This is a genomic window from Acinetobacter sp. XS-4, assembly GCF_023920705.1.
In the GTDB taxonomy this organism is placed as follows: Bacteria; Pseudomonadota; Gammaproteobacteria; order Pseudomonadales; family Moraxellaceae; genus Acinetobacter.
Genome location: NZ_CP094657.1, coordinates 433,069 through 448,521, shown reverse-complemented (window position 1 = coordinate 448,521; position 15,453 = coordinate 433,069). Strand labels below are relative to the sequence as shown.

21 protein-coding genes and 2 pseudogenes are annotated in these 15,453 nt (G+C 41.2%); 7 read left to right on the top strand and 16 right to left on the bottom strand.

Annotation, left to right across the window (positions count from 1 at the left end; all coding sequences use genetic code 11):
• From rplX to MMY79_RS02115, 14 genes and pseudogenes are all read right to left on the bottom strand, one after another.
• Entirely contained in the window at positions 1-318 is a 318-nt protein-coding gene (rplX, locus tag MMY79_RS02180; protein ID WP_002116820.1) for a 50S ribosomal protein L24, read from the bottom strand.
• Between the two features lie 9 nt (positions 319-327).
• Positions 328-696: a 50S ribosomal protein L14 gene (rplN, locus tag MMY79_RS02175; protein ID WP_001982634.1), complete on the bottom strand. Its 369-nt coding sequence runs from the start codon at positions 694-696 to the stop codon at positions 328-330.
• 92 nt (positions 697-788) lie between these two features.
• A complete protein-coding gene (gene rpsQ / locus MMY79_RS02170) occupies positions 789-1,046 on the bottom strand; it encodes a 30S ribosomal protein S17 (RefSeq protein WP_001291845.1) in 258 nt (85 codons plus the stop codon).
• Positions 1,043-1,240, bottom strand: a complete 198-nt coding sequence (gene rpmC, locus MMY79_RS02165; protein ID WP_000849928.1) for a 50S ribosomal protein L29 — start codon at positions 1,238-1,240, stop codon at positions 1,043-1,045. Before rpmC ends, rpsQ begins: the two co-directional genes overlap by 4 nt.
• Positions 1,240-1,653: a 50S ribosomal protein L16 gene (gene rplP, locus MMY79_RS02160; protein WP_002049688.1), complete on the bottom strand. Its 414-nt coding sequence runs from the start codon at positions 1,651-1,653 to the stop codon at positions 1,240-1,242. Before rplP ends, rpmC begins: the two co-directional genes overlap by 1 nt.
• Positions 1,593-2,409: pseudogene (gene rpsC, locus MMY79_RS02155) on the bottom strand (30S ribosomal protein S3). Before rpsC ends, rplP begins: the two are co-directional and overlap by 61 nt.
• A 1-nt stretch (position 2,410) precedes the next feature.
• Positions 2,411-2,740 carry a 50S ribosomal protein L22 gene (gene rplV, locus MMY79_RS02150; RefSeq protein ID WP_004639524.1) on the bottom strand — a complete coding sequence of 110 codons (330 nt, stop codon included), beginning with the start codon at positions 2,738-2,740 and terminating at the stop codon, positions 2,411-2,413.
• Between the two features lie 11 nt (positions 2,741-2,751).
• Positions 2,752-3,027, bottom strand: coding sequence for a 30S ribosomal protein S19 (rpsS, locus tag MMY79_RS02145; RefSeq protein WP_001138119.1), 276 nt, complete (start codon positions 3,025-3,027; stop codon positions 2,752-2,754).
• Positions 3,028-3,040: 13 nt separating this feature from the next.
• Positions 3,041-3,865 (bottom strand): 50S ribosomal protein L2, encoded by an 825-nt coding sequence (gene rplB / locus MMY79_RS02140; RefSeq protein WP_004789629.1) that lies wholly within the window; start codon positions 3,863-3,865, stop codon positions 3,041-3,043.
• An 11-nt stretch (positions 3,866-3,876) separates the two neighbouring features.
• Entirely contained in the window at positions 3,877-4,197 is a 321-nt protein-coding gene (gene rplW, locus MMY79_RS02135) for a 50S ribosomal protein L23 (RefSeq protein WP_003653662.1), read from the bottom strand.
• Complete coding sequence (rplD, locus tag MMY79_RS02130; protein ID WP_003653663.1) at positions 4,194-4,796, bottom strand: 50S ribosomal protein L4; 603 nt, start codon at positions 4,794-4,796, stop codon at positions 4,194-4,196. The genes rplW and rplD overlap by 4 nt, the downstream gene beginning before the upstream one ends.
• Before the next feature lie 11 nt (positions 4,797-4,807).
• Complete coding sequence (rplC, locus tag MMY79_RS02125; RefSeq protein WP_004639526.1) at positions 4,808-5,446, bottom strand: 50S ribosomal protein L3; 639 nt, start codon at positions 5,444-5,446, stop codon at positions 4,808-4,810.
• A gap of 58 nt (positions 5,447-5,504) precedes the next feature.
• Entirely contained in the window at positions 5,505-5,816 is a 312-nt protein-coding gene (gene rpsJ, locus MMY79_RS02120; RefSeq protein ID WP_000070912.1) for a 30S ribosomal protein S10, read from the bottom strand.
• A 252-nt stretch (positions 5,817-6,068) separates the two neighbouring features.
• On the bottom strand, positions 6,069-6,797 hold the full coding sequence (locus MMY79_RS02115) for a type 1 glutamine amidotransferase (RefSeq protein WP_252611680.1): 729 nt from the start codon (positions 6,795-6,797) through the stop codon (positions 6,069-6,071).
• A 168-nt stretch (positions 6,798-6,965) separates the two neighbouring features.
• Between MMY79_RS02115 and MMY79_RS02110 the strand changes: the two genes are divergently transcribed.
• The 7 genes and pseudogenes from MMY79_RS02110 (at position 6,966) to MMY79_RS02080 (ending at position 13,133) form a co-directional block, all read left to right on the top strand.
• The gene (locus MMY79_RS02110; protein WP_252611678.1) at positions 6,966-8,156 is read left to right on the top strand and encodes a PLP-dependent transferase; all 1,191 of its coding nucleotides are present in this window, start codon (positions 6,966-6,968) and stop codon (positions 8,154-8,156) included.
• 42 nt (positions 8,157-8,198) lie between these two features.
• Positions 8,199-9,746, top strand: coding sequence for a helicase HerA-like domain-containing protein (locus MMY79_RS02105; RefSeq protein WP_252611676.1), 1,548 nt, complete (start codon positions 8,199-8,201; stop codon positions 9,744-9,746).
• A 15-nt stretch (positions 9,747-9,761) separates the two neighbouring features.
• Positions 9,762-9,889, top strand: a pseudogene (locus MMY79_RS02100) (hypothetical protein).
• A gap of 2 nt (positions 9,890-9,891) precedes the next feature.
• The gene (locus MMY79_RS02095; RefSeq protein WP_174766511.1) at positions 9,892-10,656 is read left to right on the top strand and encodes a globin domain-containing protein; all 765 of its coding nucleotides are present in this window, start codon (positions 9,892-9,894) and stop codon (positions 10,654-10,656) included.
• 88 nt (positions 10,657-10,744) lie between these two features.
• Positions 10,745-11,182 (top strand): Rrf2 family transcriptional regulator, encoded by a 438-nt coding sequence (locus MMY79_RS02090; RefSeq protein ID WP_252611674.1) that lies wholly within the window; start codon positions 10,745-10,747, stop codon positions 11,180-11,182.
• A gap of 100 nt (positions 11,183-11,282) precedes the next feature.
• Positions 11,283-12,059, top strand: a complete 777-nt coding sequence (gene yihA, locus MMY79_RS02085; protein ID WP_252611672.1) for a ribosome biogenesis GTP-binding protein YihA/YsxC — start codon at positions 11,283-11,285, stop codon at positions 12,057-12,059.
• A gap of 123 nt (positions 12,060-12,182) precedes the next feature.
• A complete protein-coding gene (locus tag MMY79_RS02080) occupies positions 12,183-13,133 on the top strand; it encodes a metal-dependent hydrolase (RefSeq protein ID WP_252611670.1) in 951 nt (316 codons plus the stop codon).
• Positions 13,134-13,180: 47 nt separating this feature from the next.
• On the opposite strand, the gene MMY79_RS02075 is transcribed toward MMY79_RS02080, so the two are convergent.
• A complete protein-coding gene (locus tag MMY79_RS02075; RefSeq protein WP_252611668.1) occupies positions 13,181-14,446 on the bottom strand; it encodes a dicarboxylate/amino acid:cation symporter in 1,266 nt (421 codons plus the stop codon).
• Positions 14,447-14,554: 108 nt separating this feature from the next.
• Positions 14,555-15,427 (bottom strand): acyl-CoA thioesterase II, encoded by an 873-nt coding sequence (locus MMY79_RS02070; RefSeq protein WP_003653674.1) that lies wholly within the window; start codon positions 15,425-15,427, stop codon positions 14,555-14,557.
• Positions 15,428-15,453: the final 26 nt, after the last annotated feature.

The following is a 15,453-nucleotide window of genomic DNA, read 5'->3' as shown; positions in this document are numbered from 1 at the left end:
TTACTTCGCTACCGCCACTGATTCACCATTTGATTTATAAACGCGAGTTTTCACGCCATCAATCACTTGGTAACCAACACGGTCAGCCTTCTGGGTTGTAGCATTTAAAATTGCCACGTTTGAAATATGAAGCGAAGCTTCTTGAGTAACAATACCGCCTTCAGCGCCAGTTACACGATTCGGCTTTTGATGCTTCTTCACTAAGTTAAGGCCTTCAACCTTAACGCGGTCTTCAGAAACAGACAATACAGTACCCTGTTTGCCTTTTTCTTTACCTGCGATCACGATAACTTGATCGCCTTTTTTAATCTTAGCCATGATTGCCTCTTATAGAACTTCAGGAGCCAATGAAATGATTTTCATGAACTGTTCAGTACGAAGTTCACGAGTCACTGGTCCGAAGATACGAGTAGCAATCGGAGCTTTGTTGTTGTTCAAGATAACTGCAGCATTATCATCAAAACGGATCACAGAACCATCTGGACGACGAATGCCGAATTTAGTACGAACTACAACCGCATTCATCACGTCACCTTTTTTAACACGTGCGCGTGGGATTGCTTCTTTTACAGTAACTTTAATAATGTCGCCAACAGAAGCATAACGACGATGTGAACCACCAAGTACTTTAATACATTGTACGCGGCGAGCACCACTGTTGTCTGCTACGTCGAGCATAGTTTCGGTTTGAATCATTGCCCTACTCCAAAACCGAGCATCACCGGTCACAATTTCGAAAGGCTCAAAGAGTACTCGAAATTGACCGATGATGCAACAAGAACGTCGAATTACTCAGCAGCTGCTTCAACTACTTCCACTAAAGTCCAAGCTTTAGTTTTAGAAATTGGGCGGCTTTCTTTAATGGTTACAACATCACCAATTTTAGCAACGTTATTCTCATCATGAGCGTGTAACTTAGTTGAACGGCGAATTGACTTGCCATACAACGGGTGTTGAACGCGGCGTTCAATAAGTACAACAATAGATTTATCCATTTTGTCACTTACGACTTTGCCGGTTAACGTGCGGACTGTTTTTTCACTCATTGTCCGTTCCCCTGTTTTTCGGTAAGGAGTGTCTTAATACGAGCAATTGTCTTACGAGCAACTTGCACTTCGTGCGATTTACCCAACTGACCAGTTGCTTTCGCCATACGAAGACGGAATTGGTTAAGCTGTTGCTCATCAAGCAAAGCTTTCAACTCTTCTACCGACTTTTCACGTAAATCTTTAGTTTTCATTACATTACCGTCCGAGTCACGATAGTGGTTTTAAACGGAAGTTTAGCAGCAGCTAAAGCAAATGCTTCACGCGCTAATTCTTCGTTCACACCTTCAATTTCGTACAGGATCTTGCCTGGTTGGATCTGGCAAACCCAGTATTCCACGCTACCCTTACCTTTACCCATACGCACTTCAAGAGGCTTTTGAGTAATCGGCTTATCCGGGAATACGCGAATAAAGATTTTACCACCACGCTTAATACGGCGGCTAATAGTACGACGTGCAGCTTCAATCTGACGCGCAGTCATACGACCACGTTCAGTTGCTTTAATTGCAATCGAACCAAATGATACTGTACTACCACGATGCGCTAGACCAGTATTACGGCCTTTGTGCACCTTACGGAATTTGGTACGTTTAGGTTGCAACATGGATTATTCTCCCTTGTCAGCAGCACGGTCACCGCGACGACCACGACGCTCTTGACCTTCACCACGACCACGACCACGTTTAGCTGGACGATCTTCAGCAGGAGCAGGGTTCATGACTTGTTTCATGCCACCTAAAATCTCACCACGGAAAATCCAAACTTTAACACCAATCGTACCGTAAGTTGTTTCTGCACGCACAGTAGCATAGTCAATGTCTGCACGTAATGTATGCAAAGGTACACGACCTTCACGATACCATTCTGTACGAGCAATCTCTGCACCACCTAAACGGCCAGACACTTCAACTTTGATACCTTTAGCACCAGCACGCATAGTGTTTTGAACCGCACGCTTCATAGCACGACGGAACATTACACGCTTTTCTAATTGAGAAGCGATTGCTTCAGCAACTAAACGCGCATCTAAGTCTGGGCGATCAATTTCATTGATACTTACTTGTGCAGGAACACCCATAATGCTGGTAAGTTCGCGCTGTAATTTCTCAATATCTTCGCCTTTTTTACCGATTACGATACCAGGACGAGCTGTGCTAATTGTTACTTTAGCAGCGCCTGATGGACGTTCGATAAGAATATTGCTGATCATTGCATTCTTAAGTTTTTTAGTTAAAAACTCACGAACTTGAAGATCTTTAAGCAAGTATTCAGCGTATTGTTTCGGACTCGCATACCAGTTAGCGTTATGACGTTTCACAACACCTAGGCGGATACCGATTGGATGAACCTTCTGACCCATATCAAACCCCTACCTTAACGGTGATGTGACAAGTACGCTTCGTAATACGATCTGCACGGCCTTTAGCACGTGGCATAATACGTTTAAGGCTAACACCTTCATCAACGTAAATCGTAGAAACTTTAAGATCATCAACATCTAAACTGTTATTGTGTTCAGCGTTTGCAATCGCAGATTCCAATGCTTTTTTTACTAAAACAGCAGCTTTTTTATTGCTGAAGTTTAAGATATTTAAAGCATGCGCAACAGATTTGCCGCGAATAAGATCTGCAACCAAACGTGCCTTTTGTGCCGAGATAGCGGCACCGCGTAATTTAGCAGTTACTTCCATCATGACACCTATTAACGTTTAGACTTCTTGTCAACACCGTGACCACGATAGGTACGAGTTGGCGCGAATTCACCGAGTTTATGACCAACCATATGCTCAGTAACAATTACTGGAACGTGATTACGACCATTATGAACAGAAATTGTTAAACCAACAAAATCTGGAAGGATCATCGAACGACGAGACCAAGTTTTAATCGGCTTGCGAGAGTTACTAGCAACAGCCGCTTCAACCTTAGCGAACAAGTGCGCATCGACGAATGGGCCTTTTTTCAGAGAACGAGGCATTAGTCAGATTCCTTTACTTGACGCGACGGTCGCGAATAATCATCTTAGTCGTACGCTTATTGGTACGTGTCTTGTACCCTTTAGCTTTTTGACCCCATGGGCTTACAGGTTGAATACCTTTATTACGCCCTTCACCACCACCGTGCGGGTGATCAACTGGGTTCATCGCCATACCACGTACGGTAGGACGAACACCACGCCAGCGCGCAGCACCAGCTTTACCCAATGAACGAAGGTTGTTTTCTTGGTTAGAAACTTCACCAATTACAGCGCGGCATTCAACATGAATTTTACGCATTTCGCCTGAACGAAGACGAACAATCGCGTAAGAACCATCACGACCCAACAACTGAACAGAAGCACCAGCAGAACGCGCTAATTGCGCACCCTTACCAATTTTAAGTTCAACGTTATGAAGTGTAGAACCGATCGGCATGTTACGAAGTGGCAAGCAGTTACCTGGACGAATTGGAGCATCGTTACCAGATTGTACTTTATCACCAGCACGTAAGCCTTTAGGTGCAATGATATAACGACGCTCACCATCAGCATATTTCAACAAAGCAATATGTGCTGTACGGTTAGGATCGTATTCAATGCGCTCTACAACAGCTGGGATGCTGTCTTTATTACGTTTAAAGTCAACGATACGATAGTGTTGCTTATGACCACCACCAACGTGACGAGTTGTAATGTGACCGTTATTATTACGACCACCAGTACGTTTTTTTGCTTCAACCAACGGTGAGTAAGGCGCGCCTTTGTGAAGGTGATCATGAACCACTTTCTCTACAAAGCGACGTCCCGGAGACGTTGGCTTACATTTTTGAATCGGCATAATTTTCGTCCTTATTCCGCTGCGCTTTCAGCGGTATCGCCCAAGTCAGCCATTTCAACATCTTGGCCAGCTTTCAGGGTGACGTATGCTTTTTTAACATCAGAACGACGTCCTAATGTTTTACCAAAGCGCTTAGTTTTACCTTTAGTAATAGTAGTGTTAACTTTAACAACTTCTACACCAAAAAGTTTTTCAACTGCTTTTTTAACTTCAAGTTTAGTAGCGTTGATATCTACTTTAAATACTTGAACGCCAACAGTATCACCTAAAACTTGTGCCTTTTCTGAGAAGACTGGTCCTTTAAGGACTTGATAGATACGTTCGTTGTTCATCCGAGTTCTACCTCAATTTTCTTAGCAGCAGCTACAGACATCACAACTTTATCAAACGCGATCAAGCTTACAGGATCGATTGCAGTTGCATCCACCACATCTACATGCGGAAGGTTGCGTGCTGCAAGATATAAGTTCTCATCTACAGCTTCAGTAACGATCAATGCACGAGCGGCATTTAAATCGCCAAGCTTAGCAAGCAATTCTTTAGTTTTTGGAGCTGCAATAGCAAACTCTTCAACTAATACAAGACGATCTTGGCGAACAAGTTCAGCTAAGATACATTGCATTGCACCGCGGTACATTTTGCGGTTTACTTTTTGAGACCAATCTTGTGGACGAGCAGCAAAAGTTTTACCACCACCAACCCAGATTGGGCTACGAGTAGAACCCGCACGAGCACGACCAGTACCTTTTTGACGGAATGGTTTTTTACCACCGCCAGAAACGTCTGCACGTGACTTCTGAGCACGAGTACCTTGACGACCACCTGCTAAGTAAGCAGTAACAACTTGGTGTACAAGGGCTTCGTTAAATTCACGTCCGAAAGCAACTTCAGACAATTCAACAGCAGAGCCGGAAACAGTTTTCAAATTCACGGTATTTCCCCTCAGGCCTTGATGGTAGGACGTACAATCACGTCACCGCCAGTTGAACCAGGAATTGCACCTTTAACAACTAAAACAGAACGTTCAGCGTCAATAGATACGATTTCAAGACCTTGTACTGTTACGCGTTCATCACCTAAGTGACCAGCCATTTTTTTGCCTTTGAACACGCGACCAGGAGTTTGGTTTTGACCTGTAGAACCTAATACACGGTGAGAAACTGAGTTACCGTGAGTAGCGTCTTGGGTACGGAAGTTCCAACGTTTAACACCACCTTGGAAACCTTTACCTTTTGATTGACCAGTTACGTCAACAACTTGACCAACTGTGAACAAATCAACACCAATAGTACCGCCAACTTCACGACCTTCAAGCTCAGCTTCAGTAACACGGAACTCTTTAACCAAACGACCAGCAGCAACACCAGCTTTCGCAAAGTGACCTTTCTGAGCGTTAGTTACGCGAGATTCGCGACGTTCACCAGTAGTTACTTGAACAGCTTGATAACCATCAGTTTCAAGTGTTTTGATTTGCGTAATGCGGTTTGGATCGACTTCGATGACTGTAACAGGTACAGAAACACCTGCATCTGTAAAGATGCGAGTCATACCACATTTGCGACCGACTAAACCAATAGCCATGTGCATAAACCTCTAAAAAAGCGGCCTAATTAACTTAAAAGTTAATCAACCGAAAGCCTTAACCCAAAGCGATCTGAACATCAACACCAGCCGCAAGATCTAATTTCATCAATGCATCAACAGTTTTATCTGTAGGTTGAACGATATCGATCAAACGTTTATAAGTGCGGATTTCGTACTGGTCACGCGCATCTTTGTTAACGTGCGGTGAAGTAAGAACGTTGAAGCGTTCGATGCGAGTAGGCATCGGAATTGGACCACAAACTTGTGCGCCAGTACGCTTAGCGGTTTCTACGATCTCTTGAGCAGATTGATCAATCAGACGATGATCAAAAGACTTCAAACGGATACGAATTCTCTGGTTAGACATACCAGTAAACTCCAAGCCAAACATATAAAGAATCACCCTTGACGCATCTCACCTATCGGTAAGTGTCAAAGGCAGTGAAAATCACTAAGGTCATGATCGATGCCACGACTGTAATGCACATTTACCACTTTCTTCGCAGCAAATGCCCCTCCTCTTGAGGGTCGCTCATTATAACGATTGTTTAAGTCTTATGCAATTCTCTTTTTCTATTTTCTCTACAAAACCTGTTTTAACTGAGTATTGTGAGTTCATCTAGGCACTTATTACAAATTCAATCGCCTTATTTAGAAGTTGATTACCTTGTTCAAACTTTTGTGCTTCGAAATGGTGTAGTTCACGCGTAGATTGAACATATTCCCCATCAAAAATAGACAACTCTTCTTCGTCTTCAAGTAAAAGCGCTAAAGTTGACGGTGTCATCTCTGGATGGAACTGAAAACCCAGCACATTTTTTCCAATCTGATACATCTGATTGCGACAAGCCTGACTTTGAGCCAAATGTATAGCGCCTTTAGGTATTTCAAATGTCTCGCTATGCCATTGCATCACCCTCATCTTCTCTGGTAAAGGAAAGCTTTCTTGAGGTAAATTTGCCACTCGCTGAACTGTTGACCATCCAAGTTCCTGATAGCGATTACGGCTCACCGCCGCACCCAACGCATTAGCAATTAGCTGCCCTCCCAAACAAAGGCCAATAGCTGGTTTTCCTGCTGCTAAATAACGACGCAACCATCTTTTCTCTATTTTTAACCATGGAAAATTCGCCTCATCATTTACACTCATGGTTCCACCCATGACCAATAGCAAATCAACCTCTTCAATTTGAGGTAAAGCTTCTATTTCTAGTGCCCGATCAACCGGAAGTGCAAAGAACTCCGTAGAGCTAATGGTCGCGTGGTGAGCCTTTAAAAATGAATGACAACTCCCAAACCCTTCACCAGCAATGTGTTGAAAATAGTGAACTCGTAAATGCGACTTCATGCGCTTAAACCTATTGTTGTTAGAATGTTGTAGTGGTCTTTGCAAAAATAAAGCCAAGTTTTTATTTTATGGGTCTACTGTAACGAAACGTCTTATAAAACTTCGTAAATCTAGCGAAGAATCTAAATTTCTCTTAATCTAACTTTATTATTTAAAATGCAACGCACTATGAAAAAGCATAACGACTTCCAGACTCGCCTCATTCATGCACCAAGAAAGGCTCCACAATTTATTGAAACCGTTCAACCACCCTTATTTCGTGCATCCACTATTATTTTTAAATCAACTTCGCACCTTTTTGACCGCCATTGGACGGATGATTACGACTATAGTTATGGGACACATGGCACCCCTACTACCTTCACCTTAGGCGACAATATTGCGCAAATTGAAGGTGGATCGCATTGTTTACTTGCACCAAGTGGCTTATCAGCAATTAATGTTGTGAACTCAGCATTTTTAAGCACCAATGATGAAGTTTGGGTACCAGACAATATTTATGGACCCAATCTAGAGCACTTAAATCATCTGCAAAATCAATATGGCATTATTGTTAAAGTATATAACCCTATTGACGCCTCAAGCTTTCAACCAACTGAGAGAAGCAAACTGCTATGGTTAGAGGCCGCAGGTTCAGTGACATTGGAATTCCCTGATCTTAAAAATCTAGTTAAAAAAGCTAAAGAACATGGTGTATTAACAGCCCTAGATAACACTTGGGGCGCTGGCCTTGCGTTCAATGCTTTTAATTTTTCCGATGAACACCTATCAGTCGATTTAACCGTTCATGCTCTCACCAAATATCCAAGCGGTGGCGGTGACATCTTAATGGGCAGCATTGTAACCCGTGATGATAAACTCCATCATCGCCTGTTCCGCACACATGCTACTTTAGGTATTGCAGTTTCAGGAGACGATGCAGCTCAAGTTCAACGTAGTCTTGCTCATATGTCTTTACGTTATGAACAACAGTCAGTCAATGCTCAAACTTTACTCAAATGGTTAAAAGATCAACCTCAATTTGCGCAAGTCCTACATCCAAGCGATGAGACTGCCCCTGGCCATCAATATTGGCAAGAAATCTGCACAGATGGCCAAAGTGCTGGTTTAGTCAGTGTTATTTTCAAACCAGACTATGACATTACAGCAGTACGTCGCTTTTGCGATGCATTAGCGCTATTTAAGCTTGGTTTTAGCTGGGGAGGACCAGTTAGCCTAATTATGCTTTATGATTTAAAAATGATGAGAAAACTTGAAAATACACATTTACAACAAGGATTATTGGTTCGCTTCTGCATAGGACTAGAAGATCCGCAAGATTTAATACAAGATATCGAAAATGCTCTGAAACAACTGTAAAACGACAAGATCATAGTGACTCGAACCAAAGGATAAAAATATATGGGTACACCGATTGTTATTGCTAAAAACATTAATGACACATCCAAAGAAATTGTTTTACTTTCCCAGTTTGCTAACCGTCATGGACTAATTGCAGGCGCCACGGGTACAGGTAAAACAGTTACGTTAAAAGTTCTAGCAGAGAGTTTCTCTCGAATTGGTGTACCGGTATTTCTTGCCGATGCTAAAGGCGATGTTTCGAGTCTCGCAAAAGCGGGAGAAGCTTCAGACAAATTTGATGAACGACTAAAGCTTTTGCAGATTGATAGCGTTCCTTTCGCAGCCAATCCTGTCGTTTTTTGGGACTTGTTTGGTCAACAAGGCCACCCTATTCGCACAACCATTTCCGAAATTGGGCCAATTTTATTAGCTCGTATGCTCAACTTAAACGACACACAAGAAGGCGTTTTGGCAGCAGTTTTCCGGATTGCCGATGACCAAGGTTTGCTATTAGTCGACTTTAAAGACTTAAAAGCCATGATCACTTTTGTAAGTGAACATGCAGCCGAGTTTAAAGCAGAATATGGCAATTTATCTCCAGCAAGCTTAGGCGCTATTCAGCGCAATTTACTAGCCCTTGCCGATCAAGGTGGAGAGCAATTTTTTGGTGAACCCGCCTTAAATATTCTAGATTTTATTCAAACCGATGCAAATGGGCATGGCTACATTAATATTCTTGCGGCTGATAAGCTCATGAATACACCTAAGCTCTATGCCACTTTCCTTTTATGGATGCTTTCAGAACTATTTGAACAACTTCCAGAAGTCGGTGACATGGATAAACCTAAACTTGTGTTTTTCTTTGATGAAGCACACTTGCTGTTTGACAATGCCAGCCAAGCACTCCAAGACAAGATTGAACAAGTTGTACGCTTAATTCGCTCTAAAGGTATTGGCATCTATTTTATTACTCAAAACCCACTCGATTTACCAGAAAGTGTTCTTGGTCAGCTTGGTAATCGTGTTCAACATGCGCTACGTGCATTTACGCCTAAAGACCAAAAAGCGGTAAAAACTGCAGCTGATACTTTCCGTGCCAATCCAGACTTTAAAGTTGATGAGGCCATAACCGAACTTGGTGTTGGTGAGGCACTCATTAGCTGCCTAGATGAGCAAGGTACTCCACAAATTGTAGAGCGTGGTTGGGTCATGCCTCCTTACTCTGCATTTACACCAATTACTCCAGAAGAACGAAAGAATGTTATTTCCCAAAGTATTATTGCTGGCATTTATGAACAGGTCGTAGATCGTGATAGCGCCTATGAAATGCTACAAAATAAAGTCGCTGAACGAGAACAGCAACAACAAAATGCTGAACTTGCCAAACAGCAGGAAAAAGAGCAAGAAACTTTAGCCAAACAACAAGCAAAAGAACAAGAACGATTGGTACGCGAGCAACTAAAAGAAGAAGAACGAGCAGCTCGTGAACGGGCGAAGCTTACGCAAGATATTGTTGGTACTTTTGCAAAAAGTGCTGCACGAAGTTTAGGAGGAAGTACAGGCCAAAAATTAGTGAGAGGTCTGCTTGGCTCACTTTTTGGCAAGTAATTTTCTTAGAGATATATCACTTTTAAATTAGGGAATTGTATATTCCCTAATTTTTTTATGGTTTTTATTAAAAAGCTATTGCCATTACTTTTTTAAAGATGTATTTTAAATACATCTTATATAGCCAGATAAATAAGGTCTAGCCATGACTCCACAACAAATTGAACTCGTTAAATCTACTGTACCTGTTTTACGTGAACACGGTGTTACGCTGACTACATACTTTTATAAGCGTATGCTCAATAACAATCCTGAATTAAAAAATGTTTTTAACTTAGATGACCAAACCAGCTTACGTCAGCCGCGCGCGCTTGCAGCTGCCGTTCTTGCATATGCAGAAAACATTGAGAACCCTACGGTTTTAGCCAAAGCTGTTGAACGTATCACCACTAAACATGTGAGCTTGGATATTCAGCCTGATCAATATGCAATTGTTGGTGACAACCTACTTCACTCAATTAGTGAAGTGCTCAACGTTCCATTTGAGTCAGAGCTTATCGAAGCATGGAAACAGGCTTATCTACAATTGGCAGATATCTTGATTGGCGTTGAAAAACAAAAATATGAACAACTTGAGAGCTTAAAAGGCGGATGGGCTGGCTGGCGTTCATTTGAAATTACACAAATTGATCCTCTTGAATCTGGCAAACGCTTCACGTTAAAAGCGACTGATCATGAGGACGTACTAACTGGTCCAGCAAATGCTTTTATTTCAGTTAAAGTACAAGTTCCAGAGCAACAGCTTGAACAGCCGAAAGCTTTTAAATTTACAGAAGCTCAAGAAAACAACTCATATCATTTTGAAGTTCAGCCTGAAGAAAACCATACTGAATTCTCAGTTTCGAACATCTTGCTTGAACATTATAGAGTTGGCGATCAAGTTCAAGTTTCAGCACCTTTAACGCTCTAATATAAAAACCTCTTGCCTGAAAGTTTTCTTATTTAGACTTTCAGGCTAAGATGATCATCCTTTTTATTCTCTTCCATTTTTGGTGATCATGCAGCTTAATAAATTTACCGATTATGCATTACGAATATTAATGTATGTTGCACGCCCAAGTGATGCACCCTACACGATTGCAGAAATCGCGAAAGATTTGCATGTTTCACAAAACCATCTGGTTAAAGTTGTTCACTTTATGGGCAAACAAGAATGGATTATTACCATTCGCGGTAAAGGCGGTGGAATTCGCTTAAACCCAGATGCACTTCACTCAAATTTAGGTTCAATTGTTCGAATATTGCAGGGCGACAATCAAATTGTTGAATGCAATACACCACCTTGTGTGCTGCGCGCTCACTGTGGTCTAAAAGGTATTCTTGACCAAGCTTTAGAAAGCTTTTATCAAAGCCTAGACCAATACACACTCGGAGAAGTTTTACAGCAATCAAAATCTGCTCCTGCTAACTCCCCTATTGCCTTTTTACAAATCTAGCCTCTATTGATTTTCATAAGTTGATTTATTGAAAATTAGCAAGAATACCCAAGCTCCTTTATACTAGGCGCGAGCCCTCTCATTTAAAAAGTTATTTTTTATGCGTCGTAGTGAAAAATCGAAAGACACCAAAGCCAGACTCGCACCCAAGCAAAAGATCAGCTATGAAAAAGCACCAGATCCAGCGATCACAGCCTATGCTGTGCAATCATTAAACTGGTTGCGCCAAGCTGAGTTTCTAATGAGTGCACCTAAATTGGCACTTTGTGTTGAAGATAGTGGCTACGAAATTGCTTTTGCAGGACGCTCAAATGCTGGTAAGTCTAGTGCCATTAATGCATTAACTAATCAAAAACAACTAGCACGTGCCTCTAAAAAACCAGGCCGTACTCAGATGATTAACTTCTTTAGTCTAGGCAACCCCGATCAGCGTTTAGTCGATCTTCCAGGTTACGGTTATGCAGCTGTACCTGAAGATATGAAAAGGGTGTGGCAAAAAGAATTAGAAAACTACCTAATCCACCGCCAAAGCTTACAAGGCTTAGTTTTACTGATGGATATTCGCCATCCTCTACAGCATTTTGACATGATGATGCTAGAGTGGGCTTATTCGCGTCATCTATTTGTTCATATTCTATTAACAAAAGCAGACAAACTTAATCGTGGTCCTGCAAATAAAGTATTACTTGAAGTTAAACAACAACTTAAAAAAATGAAGCTTGATTTTTCCATTCAGCTTTTCTCTTCACTTAACAAATTAGGTTTGGAAGAGCTTGCAAGTGTCATGGGTGGACGTCTGCATTTTACGCTAGATCAACAGCCAGAATTTGATGTCGATTCAATCCCTGAAGCGACAGATGAAGATGCTGAGAGCTAAATTGTCATAATAGATACAATTTTTTCATTAAATTTATACTCAATTGTCCCCTATTGCTAAACACAAATGTAGGGGCTTTTTTTATACTCGTTATAACTTCATCGAGTTAAAAATCAGGACTAAATGATGAAATTGTTATCTTTTTTGAAGAACAAGGCTTTAGGTTCTTCTATTGATTATAAAATTCTTCCACGTAAAGTGAAATTTGACTGGAAAGATACCCCTGTCGACTGGATTCCTAACCAGCCTTTCGCAAGTTATTTTATTAATGAAATTAATAATATCTTGCCTGCTGGTGAGTTCTGGTTTTGCCGGTTGTATAACAAGGTTTTACCGCAAATCACAGATGAAAAACTCAAGCAGGATGTACAAGCCTTTATCCGTCAGGAAGCTATGCATGCCAATGCACATACCTCTGCAAACAAAGAATATTTAAGCGTACGTAATATTGATATCCAGAGAAATCTGGACATTATGAACTATTTATTTACGACAGCTTTGGCAGATAAACCTTTTGATAAAGAAGTTCCAAATTTCTTACAAGGCCAATGGGATTTATTCCGTTTAGGCGTTGTTGCCACTGTTGAACATATGACCTGTGTATTAGGTAAATATGCACTATATAACAAACGTTGGGAAGAATTAGGCGCTGATCCTGAAATGGTCGATCTGGTTAAATGGCACGGTTCAGAAGAAATTGAACACCGTACGGTCGCCTTTGATTTATATCGTCATCTTGGTGGTGGCTACATTCCACGCTACTATTTAAGCCTTGCAGTGATTGTACTGGTACTTGGTTTATGGGTAGATGGTGCTGCACACATTATGAAACAAGATCCACGTTTTTCAGATGCCGCTAAATCTAGATTTTTCCCAGTGAAGATTGCTTTAGAATGGTACAAAATTAGCCGAAAGGATAATCAGGTTTTACCAAACCCAATCTGGTTAATTGCCCAACAAATTGATTACCTCATGCCTTGGTATGATCCAGTCAAAGAAGGTAGCACTGAAGATGCGGTTAGCTATTTATCGCAATCTCCAGCAGCAAAAAGAGCAGAGCTTCAAGCCGCTTAAAATAAAAAAAGCAGGATTTAAAATCCTGCTTTTTTTATTTAGAGGTATTAAACACTGATATCTTTATCTTTCGTATAACGATCTACGACCACACTAATCATCATATCCCCTTGCACATTTACCACCGTTCTTACCGTATCTAGTAAGCGGTCAATTGGCAGTAGAATAGCAATTGCCTCAGCTGGTAAACCCACCGACTGTAAAACCATAATCATAGTCACCATGCCCGCACTAGGTATTCCAGGTGCGCCAAGTGATGCAATCATTGCTGTTAAACACACAATAATTTGCTGTGTCAGGTTTAAATCCAGTCCCACCAAATTTGCTACAAACAGTGCAGCTGCCGCCTCATATAAAGCGGTACCATCCATGTTTAACTGAGTGCCAAGTGGGATAACAAATCCCGCTGTTTGAGGGCGCACGCCTAAGTTTTCTTGTGCACACTTCATACTAAGCGGCATCGTGGCAGAGCTAGAACTGGTTGCAAATGCTGTAATTAATGCTGTACGTGTCCCTTTGAAAAAAGTCCAAGGGCTCATGCGACCAAAAATCCAAAGTAAGAGGGGTAAAACAACAGCACCATGAAAAATGGTTGTGCCTGTTACAACAACTGCAAACTCAGCCAAGCGACTTAATACTGAAATATCTTCCGTTGCCATTAGTTTTGCTAATAAAGCAAAAATACCTAAAGGCGCTAATTTCATGACCCAGCCAACCAGCAGCATCATCATTTCAAAAAACTGGTGACTCAATGCACGAATACTTTTGAAACGCTCCCCACCCTGCACCAAAGCAACACCAACAAATAAAGCAAAGACCACAACGGCTAAAACGTTACCATCACTAAATGCTTTAAATGGATTGATTAAAGTATTTTGAATAAAATTAGTGAAAAAACTTGCTGGGTTTAAACTATCTGGTGCTTGATAATTTTGCATAGATGTCTGGAAAATAGAAATATCTATGCCACGTCCAACCTCAAATAAATGAGCACAACTGATGCCTAAAATTAAGGCTAAAGTCGTTGTAGTTAAACAGCATAAAAATGTGATTTTCCAGACTGGCCCTAACTGCCCACCCGCTTGTAGGTTTGATACACCTACAACAATCGAACTAAAAATTAAAGGCACCAAAAGCATTTTAAGAAGCCCGATAAAAACACTACTTAATATTCCAAGCCCATACAAACTATGTTTTACAAAAGCTGTATCTGGATACATGGTGAGTAGGAAACCAAAGGCTAAACCTAAAATGGCGGCAATCAGAATTTGTGTATTTAAGTTCATATCAGCATTATTTTTTTCAGTTGGCATACCTATTTACAATATGACATGAGGTTGCTTTTCATTCGAGCAATTTTTTGTCACATCGTTCCCATTAAAAATAAAAAAGCCATCTGATTAGATGGCTATTCAAGAGGTCTATTGGGTTTCAATTTCCCGTAAACGGATTAAACCCTCTTGTACGGTACTGCATACAAGTTGGCCATTTTGCCACATACGACCGAAATTGAGACCTCTTGAAGCCGCACTCACTGTAGCTTCCATGTCATAAAGCATCCACTCATCAGCACGCAATGGGCGGTGAAAATAAATTGCATGATCAATACTTGCACATTGCAAACTTGGAGAAATATAACTTAAACCATGCGGTCTTAAAGCTGTTGTCATTAAGGTAAAGTCTGAATAAAACGCAACAATTGCCTGATGCAAGGCAATGTCATCTAATTGTTTTGGAATACGATCATGGGTGCGGATATAATGCGCATTATAGGGAGCTTCAGGTTGCGGCTGAAACGGATTTACCGGATCAATTGGGCGAATTTCTACATGACGCTCACGCATGAAACTAGCACGTACATTTTCAGGTACAAAGTTTAGAATACCTTGTTTCAGCTCATTTTCAGATTTAAGCGTTTCTGGTGCTGGATACTCAGGTTCTTGATGTTGATAGTTCAAACCTTCTTCTGGATTGGCAAAAGAAACCATCGCTGAAAATATGACTCGTCCATGCTGAATCGCACGAACTTGACGACTTACAAAGCTTTTTCCATCTCGTAAACGGTCTACTTCATAGATAATTGGGGCATTAATATCGCCACCATACAAAAAATATGCATGTAAAGAATGCGCTGGGCGATCAGTTGTATAAGATGCTGCACGTAAAGCCTGACCCAAAACCTGTCCACCAAAGACACGTTTACCGACAAGATTACGGCTCATGCCACGGTAAATATTTTCTTCTAGCTTTTCTAAAGTGAGCAGCTCGACTAGTTCTTGGGTTAACGCATTCATGAGAGATACCTTCATATTTCAGGTAA